Genomic DNA, 6,699 nt, shown 5'->3' with positions numbered 1-6,699 from the left:
TCTTGGAGTAACAGTGACTACTTCATTGTAAGATATTTCATAATCAAAATTCCTTCCAAAATAATGATCACTTGTTACATAAGTAATAGACGTACACATAGTTTATTCCTCCTAAATATTGTTCTGTCCACGTTCATTTTACTCCAAAGTTTTCCTCATTTCAAAAGAAAATCACAGAATACACGAAGAAGCGTTTCTATTTGTATAAACTATATCAAAGTTCTATACTTAAATTATCAAATAAAAAGGACGTGAAGATAAATGTCAAATTTAGAAAACAAAGAAGAAAAAGTTGTAAACAAAATTGTTTCTGTTGTCAATAAACTGGATAAAGAGTTAGACGAACTTGATACGTTATCTGAAAATCCAGAAAAAAAACATAACCTAAAAAAATGGTTAGTTGAACGAAAGGCTATTCATGAAATTAAAAAAGTTCTTCATGAAGCTGATGAATATGAAAAATATGATGAAAAAGAACTTGATAAAGAATTTAAAGAAATCAATGACTTATTACTATAATTGATTTATACGACTCATTTTTGAGTCGTCAGACTGCAAACAACACTCTAAATTTAGGAGTTTGTCTACAGTCTGAATAAATTTTAAATTTATTGTCCATAATGTTATTATGAATTTATAGCATTAAGAAAAGAGATAAGACTTTACATTTTTTTAGGAATGTAAAGTCTTATCTCTTTTCTTAATTGTACAATTAGTATTATCTGCACTACTTTCTAATTAAATAAATTTTTAGTTATTAACTTGATTAAAATCAGAGATAATATCAATTAATTCAGTTTGAAGGGTTGTAACGATTAAATGGAAATTTTCTTCATCTGTTTTATTATATGGGGATGTTTTCGTTATATATAACAACTTTTCTTTTTCAATTTTCATTAATAACTCTGTCGAAGTCTGTACTTTATCTTGATAATTAAATGCAGACATCCCACTTTGTATAATTGTAATTATTGCTGAAGCAATTGAAACAATCAATAGTAAAGACCTGTGTTCGGAAGCCTGATCAATTAATATTGGGATACTAGCTGATAAGACTATTTTTATAATATTTCCGATACCAATTACTCTATTATAAAATCGAATTTCTTTTTTTAATCTATCGATTGTAGAATCAATAGATTCGATAAACGCTTTTTGATCCATCATTTTCTCTCCAATCATTTTATTAAAATCATTAACAAAAATATTATAATAGGATTTAAGTAAGTTCTAACTAATCACACATAAAAATAAAAAAACATTTGTATTTTATCAAAGTTTTATTATACTTGTCAATTTGTGTACATCCTAAAATATAAGCTATTTGTTTACTTCTGTAGAATATATACTTTGTTGTTAGATAAGTTGCACATGTTTATAGAATCTAAATAATAAATTTTTATGTACCGCCCCTCAAAGAGGGGGGAATTTTTTATCGTTGTGGAATATTTAAATACCAACGCTTGTCATGAAAATCTTGTGCTCCACCCTTAGTATTTCCTTCTGGATCATTTGTCGCACGCATCATGACGTATACTTTCTTATTAGGGAAATCACGCATATTGAAAGATACATGATAGCCAACATTTCCTAAAGTATTATAAGCTTGATTTACGTCTGGTCTATAAATCCCATCAGCTCTTACTCTAGCTAGTTCTTTTCCAGTATTGTAGTCCATAATGAAAATATACTCGTATTTATAATTAGCAATGTGCCATCCTGCTACATGCAAGTTTGCGTTTTCGATTTCTCCGAACTGATCAATGTGAGCGTAATTTGTTCCGTCTGTCAGCGTAGGATTTGCTGCACCTGCTCTAGTTGGATCAATGACTGGTTTATCATCTGAAGTTGTCGGATTTTCATCGGTAAATCCATGAGCTAAATCATATGCTAATTTTTCTTTACTTACGCCCATTTCAGAAAGATAACCGTAAGGATCTGTATGATCACCCAAATATTTTGTGTTACCCATAAATGTGATTTAATTCCTGGTTGGTTATAAGGAGTGTCCAATGTTAATGGAATACCATATTTTATTGCTGAATCTCTAGCCAATTCAACGTATGCTTTATAGTTCTTTTCAAAAGTTGCTTTATCATGTGTGTGCTGTAACTCAATCTGCACAGGACTGTTAGCATTAGCATACGAACCAGCACCGTACTGCACATAACCAGGTTGATCGACTTGATAAACAATTCCGCCGTCTCCCACAATGTAAGCAGTGTAAGCACTAGTCCATGAACGTTGCATATACTGCGCTTCATTGCGTCCTGTTGCTGTTTCATTAGCCGTTTCATGCAGTAAAATGTACTGATTATTTGCTATTTGTGAGCTACCTTCATTTGCGCCCAAATTAAATTCATTATTGATCGCATAAGCAAAACCATTAATTGGCAATAAAAAAAGAGCCGTTAACAGGCTCATCGCAGTAATAGTAATTTTCTTTTTCATTTGTTTCCTCCTTGATCTTTGTTTTCAGTATCATTTCGTATTTGTTGAAATACTTCTTTTAACTTATCGGGTAGCGGAAGGAATACCGAAATGTTTTCTAAAAAACTGATCCCTTCATTTGCGACATAGAACATAATAACTATTTCTCTTAGAGGTATAGAGTTTCCAACGATTTTCTGTGCTTCAACTGTAACGGCAATCACCACGAAGATTAAAACTTTCTTCAATAATCCTTCGAAACCGACCTCGCTACTTACTTCTTTTAATTTCCATGCCTTCGCAAGTCCAGTCAAGAAGTCCACACCCACAAGAAAAATTAGAACATGTAGTATATTGTCCATTCCTCCCAGTAAACCAACAATTGTCCCGCCTATCACCCCAGTCATTACTGAAAGTGTGTTTAAATATTTTTCCACTATCCATATCTCCTTTATACAAAAAGCGCACTCGTTTGAGTACGCTTTGCATTTTATTTTAATGTGTTTTCAGATACATCGTATATTTTCTCAGCTATCCTTTGCATTCCTTCGTCATTTGGATGCCAATTGTCACTTAAGCCTTTAAATGTTTGTACACCTTCTGGCCCTTTGGTAGAACTGTCTTTCCAAATATTTGAAATGTCAGCTACTGGTAAATCATATTTTTTACCCGCTTCTTTGATAGCTTTATCAAACGGAATAGCTTTGTCTCCCTGATTCCAAGTCGTAACTAAAATAATTTTTGGTTTCTTATTTCCAATGGTCGACACCGTTTGAATCATCGTGTCTAAGTTCGCTTTAAATGTTTCGATGTCAGAACCATTTTGATGGATTCTGCAAAGTGCTGCAAATGTGTACTCTGAATGAACAACTTCTTTGCGCTTTCGTCTTCCTAGCGCTTTGTCAAAGTGATCGATGTCAGCTCCTGTTTTGCCACAGATGCAGCAGACTCTTTTTGTAATGCATTTGTAGAAGTAATACTCTTGATTCGCTGGTAAAATCTCATAGCCTTCTTTGAAAGGAATATGATGTTCAAAGATGAAATCTAAGATGATATTTGCTAAGACGTTAGCATCACTCACAGTTGTATTCGATTCGTCTTTGAGGCTTATTTTGCGCCCTGTGACGCCTTCAAAACGGAAGTAGAAGAATTCCTTCCAGAAGTCCGTTGGCATGCCTGTATCGATGAAAATATCGCCTATGAGTGCATAGATGAAGTTTCGTTGCTGTACTGTGAAACGTCTAGGATCAATAAAACGAATTTCAATGACTCGATCGCCATCATATCCGTCGTACATCGCCTTCAAACGTTCGATATTCACTTCTTCATTGATGGTTGCGCCTATGTCTTTTCCTTTGAACTTTTTCAGAACCGCTGAATATGAATCGATTAATGGTTTAAACACTCATATCACTTCTCTTTTGTTTCTTCTCTGTACTGATCTTCAAGCCAATTAACGCCTCGTTTTAGAATGCCCAAGTCTCTCTTGGTCCATTTACTGTCATCAGCGGTTATAGAAGCCGCATCAGTCAATGCAACAATTGCTTCATCAATTGATTTTTCGTACTTGTTAGCAACCAGTTGTAAAGCATCCAAGAATAGCTTTTTGCTTCTTTGAGTAGCTGGTTCAAGCATCGAGACATCTTCTGGCATATCTTCGCCAGCAAATATATATAGCCCTAGCCCAAACATTGCTAGATTTTTTACAAGACAGCGCATGATTGTTTTATTGATATCAAACATAGTTGCTGCTTCAACTCGCTTTTCGATTTTTCCAACAATCTCTTTTTTCTTCGTTTCGTTATTCCACTGATAATCATTGACTTCGTAAGTATATGGCTCATCTTTCATTGCCTTATTTGCACCATCCATGACTGGTAACCACATGTCACGCTTTACTCCGTTGACTGTGATACTGGTAAAAACCATATAGCCTGTTTTTTCATCAAAGAGGTATGGACGATGCGTTTCTGGATCACGATAGATTTCGTAGTCTACTTCTTCGCAGATTTTGCTGACTTCTGCCCACGCCCATGCCCAGGACAGATAAGTTAGTTTGTTTCTTTTTTCGACAACATCATTGACGGTTATCTTGTACAGGCTATTGAATAATTTGTTATCGTTGCGTTTCGTTTCTTCACTCATCAAATTCTGCCTCCATTTCAGCAATGTATTTCTTACCTGGTCCGTAATAAGAGATATCAATCAAGTTATCTCTGTCGTACTCTTCTAATGCATCAGTCAAGCCATCTTCGATGATATAAATGTATTCAGGTTTGTTTGAATGTTTTGATAGATGAATAAGGTAAACATGATCCCAAATGCTCACAAAATTGCCCAAATCATCTTGATCACATGCTAGTTCTTCATCTGTCAGAAGATTACGTCTGATTTTTCGATTATTTGTTTCCTTGACATTCGATTTGCCCCAACTAGGATCAGTCAAATATTGATCTAGAGTGGAAAGTTCATTTTCCATATGTTAAAATCTCCTTAGATGTATTTTCTTTGTGACTCTATGCTTGCCGGCGGAGTCACTTTTTTATTTGTTGCCATGCTTTTTGCTTTTCGATATGTTGCTTGCTTAAAATAATAGGACGGCTATTTGCCCACCAATTATCAGCAATTACTTTACCGATTTTTAGCGCTTCTTCTCGTGCCATAGTTGCTCCTTTCTTTTGAATCAAGCAGATTGATTAAAACCATCAATGCTGCGAACAAGCTTCCCCCGATAATACTTTGGTGCGCTACAATCACTAATAACCCCAAAATGAATCCTATAAAAAGTGTGTCTGTCTTCTTCATAATTTAATCTCCCTATTTTTTATTTCTAGCATTCTCAAATCCTCAAGTTCAGAAGCAATTAGTTCAGCTTGTCTATCTGATAGCTCATCGGCTTTTCTAAGCGCTGCACGGTCATCTTGTAATTGTTTCCTGCGTTGTTTAATCAAACCGAGAATTTGATGTTCTTGTTGCAATGTGTAGGACATAAAATCATTCTCCTTTGCCTTTAAAACTCAAAGTTTTCTTTCAAAAATCTTTGGAGCTCCGATCGTTCAATTCTGATGTCTAACTTACTCCACTGCTGTGTTTTTAAGCCTAGGTTTATCCAATGTGTTAATTTGTCATCACCAATGCCTAAAACTTTTTTTACCTCTGATTTGTTTGGATATGGAGGAAGCTCCACTGATTTATTCATAAGGTGTAATCGTTCTTCCAAAGAATTAAGCACTGCATTCGTGATCTGTGTAGTTAATTCGGAAACTACTAAATTATCTGGAATTGTTATTTGCATGTTTTTTCTCCTTTTCTAATTCTGCTAGCACTGCCTCAATTGGCTTGATTTGTTTATCTGGTTTTCTACGTCCATTCATAATATCCGACATATAAGCTGTTGAAATATCAATCTTTTTAGCTAACCAAGCTTGGTTCTTATTATGCGTAGCTAACGCCACACGTATTTTTAAAATGAAGTCCTGCGACATAACTATCTCTCCTCTAATAGATCAATTTCTGGAAGATATCCTTCTTTTTTTAGTAATTCATAGATAAATAGACGTCCTTTTTGAGTCCATTTAGTATTCATCACAACTTTTGTTCCACCATCAGATTTCGGAATCTCAGTTGTATGAGATTTTGTATATCCTTGTCTCATATGTTTCTTGCATAATAACCATTGGTTGCCTACTTTTTTCTGAATACCTAGTTTATGAAGTAGTTTGTTCATCTGTTGTGGAGACATCCCATAATCTGCTGCAACCTGGCTAATTGTTACTGAATCCGTAGAAGATAATATGCTATCTAAATATGAAATTTTGGGTTCGTATTCTGCAATCTTTTGTTCTGCAATTAATCTCCCAGTACGTTCTTCTTTCAATTTAGTTGCTAATTGAATGATTGTATCTGGATTAAGCAAAGCTTCTTCTACTTTTTCTGGAGTTAGATAACCTCCATGTTTTCTAATTGCTGGCAACACTTCGCTTGTTACCCAACGTTTGAATTTCTTGGCATTTGAGAGTTTAGATTTAAGGATTAAACTATATAGCCCTGATTCGTTGATAATCGTCATCTCTCTCGATTGACCTGAGGTCGTGATTCGCGACCCCATCTTATCTTCCAAATCTACATGCCGCGACAAAGCATCTTTAGTGTTTGAATAACCCAAAACACTTGCAACGTCTTTACCTACAAAATATGGTTCATCATTTACTAAAATTGTCCGAACTTCGTTTTGTTCGAAACTAAAAATTTGCGGTGTGTTCATTTTTG

At 34.6% G+C, this 6,699-nt stretch carries 11 protein-coding genes and 2 pseudogenes; 1 reads left to right on the top strand and 12 read right to left on the bottom strand.

The window, feature by feature from the left end; translation table 11 throughout:
- Positions 1-99: linear amide C-N hydrolase (locus tag OZ002_RS11535; protein WP_325083366.1), on the bottom strand; the 99-nt coding region annotated here is incomplete at its 3' end.
- Positions 100-261: 162 nt separating this feature from the next.
- Here OZ002_RS11535 and OZ002_RS11530 point away from each other — a divergent pair.
- Positions 262-519 (top strand): hypothetical protein, encoded by a 258-nt coding sequence (locus OZ002_RS11530; protein ID WP_156249177.1) that lies wholly within the window; start codon positions 262-264, stop codon positions 517-519.
- A 231-nt stretch (positions 520-750) separates the two neighbouring features.
- Here the strand turns inward: OZ002_RS11530 and OZ002_RS11525 are convergent, their stop codons facing one another.
- The 11 genes and pseudogenes from OZ002_RS11525 to OZ002_RS11475 all read right to left on the bottom strand — a co-directional run bounded on the left by OZ002_RS11525 (position 751) and on the right by OZ002_RS11475 (position 6,694).
- Entirely contained in the window at positions 751-1,182 is a 432-nt protein-coding gene (locus OZ002_RS11525) for a DUF4231 domain-containing protein (protein WP_002308843.1), read from the bottom strand.
- A 250-nt stretch (positions 1,183-1,432) separates the two neighbouring features.
- Positions 1,433-2,451: pseudogene (locus tag OZ002_RS11520) on the bottom strand (peptidoglycan recognition protein family protein).
- Positions 2,448-2,867, bottom strand: coding sequence for a phage holin family protein (locus tag OZ002_RS11515; RefSeq protein WP_002332083.1), 420 nt, complete (start codon positions 2,865-2,867; stop codon positions 2,448-2,450). Before OZ002_RS11515 ends, OZ002_RS11520 begins: the two are co-directional and overlap by 4 nt.
- Before the next feature lie 389 nt (positions 2,868-3,256).
- A pseudogene (locus tag OZ002_RS11510) lies at positions 3,257-3,835 on the bottom strand (putative HNHc nuclease); the annotation flags it as partial.
- A 5-nt stretch (positions 3,836-3,840) separates the two neighbouring features.
- On the bottom strand, positions 3,841-4,575 hold the full coding sequence (locus OZ002_RS11505) for a Sak single strand annealing protein (protein ID WP_156249178.1): 735 nt from the start codon (positions 4,573-4,575) through the stop codon (positions 3,841-3,843).
- Entirely contained in the window at positions 4,568-4,909 is a 342-nt protein-coding gene (locus OZ002_RS11500) for a hypothetical protein (RefSeq protein WP_002391674.1), read from the bottom strand. Before OZ002_RS11500 ends, OZ002_RS11505 begins: the two co-directional genes overlap by 8 nt.
- A gap of 55 nt (positions 4,910-4,964) precedes the next feature.
- Positions 4,965-5,093, bottom strand: a complete 129-nt coding sequence (locus OZ002_RS11495) for a hypothetical protein (RefSeq protein ID WP_002301527.1) — start codon at positions 5,091-5,093, stop codon at positions 4,965-4,967.
- A 138-nt stretch (positions 5,094-5,231) separates the two neighbouring features.
- Positions 5,232-5,420 (bottom strand): hypothetical protein, encoded by a 189-nt coding sequence (locus OZ002_RS11490; RefSeq protein WP_002391673.1) that lies wholly within the window; start codon positions 5,418-5,420, stop codon positions 5,232-5,234.
- A 20-nt stretch (positions 5,421-5,440) separates the two neighbouring features.
- A complete protein-coding gene (locus OZ002_RS11485) occupies positions 5,441-5,725 on the bottom strand; it encodes a hypothetical protein (protein ID WP_002330305.1) in 285 nt (94 codons plus the stop codon).
- Positions 5,703-5,915, bottom strand: coding sequence for a helix-turn-helix domain-containing protein (locus OZ002_RS11480; RefSeq protein ID WP_002391672.1), 213 nt, complete (start codon positions 5,913-5,915; stop codon positions 5,703-5,705). The genes OZ002_RS11485 and OZ002_RS11480 overlap by 23 nt, the downstream gene beginning before the upstream one ends.
- A 2-nt stretch (positions 5,916-5,917) precedes the next feature.
- Entirely contained in the window at positions 5,918-6,694 is a 777-nt protein-coding gene (locus OZ002_RS11475; protein ID WP_002391671.1) for a phage antirepressor KilAC domain-containing protein, read from the bottom strand.
- Between the last annotated feature and the right edge of the window lie 5 nt (positions 6,695-6,699).

Origin of the sequence: Enterococcus sp. E4-150, assembly GCF_035726465.1 — a bacterium.
GTDB classification, from domain to species: domain Bacteria; phylum Bacillota; class Bacilli; order Lactobacillales; family Enterococcaceae; genus Enterococcus_B; species Enterococcus_B faecium.
This window is presented reverse-complemented; position numbering and strand designations above follow the sequence as displayed.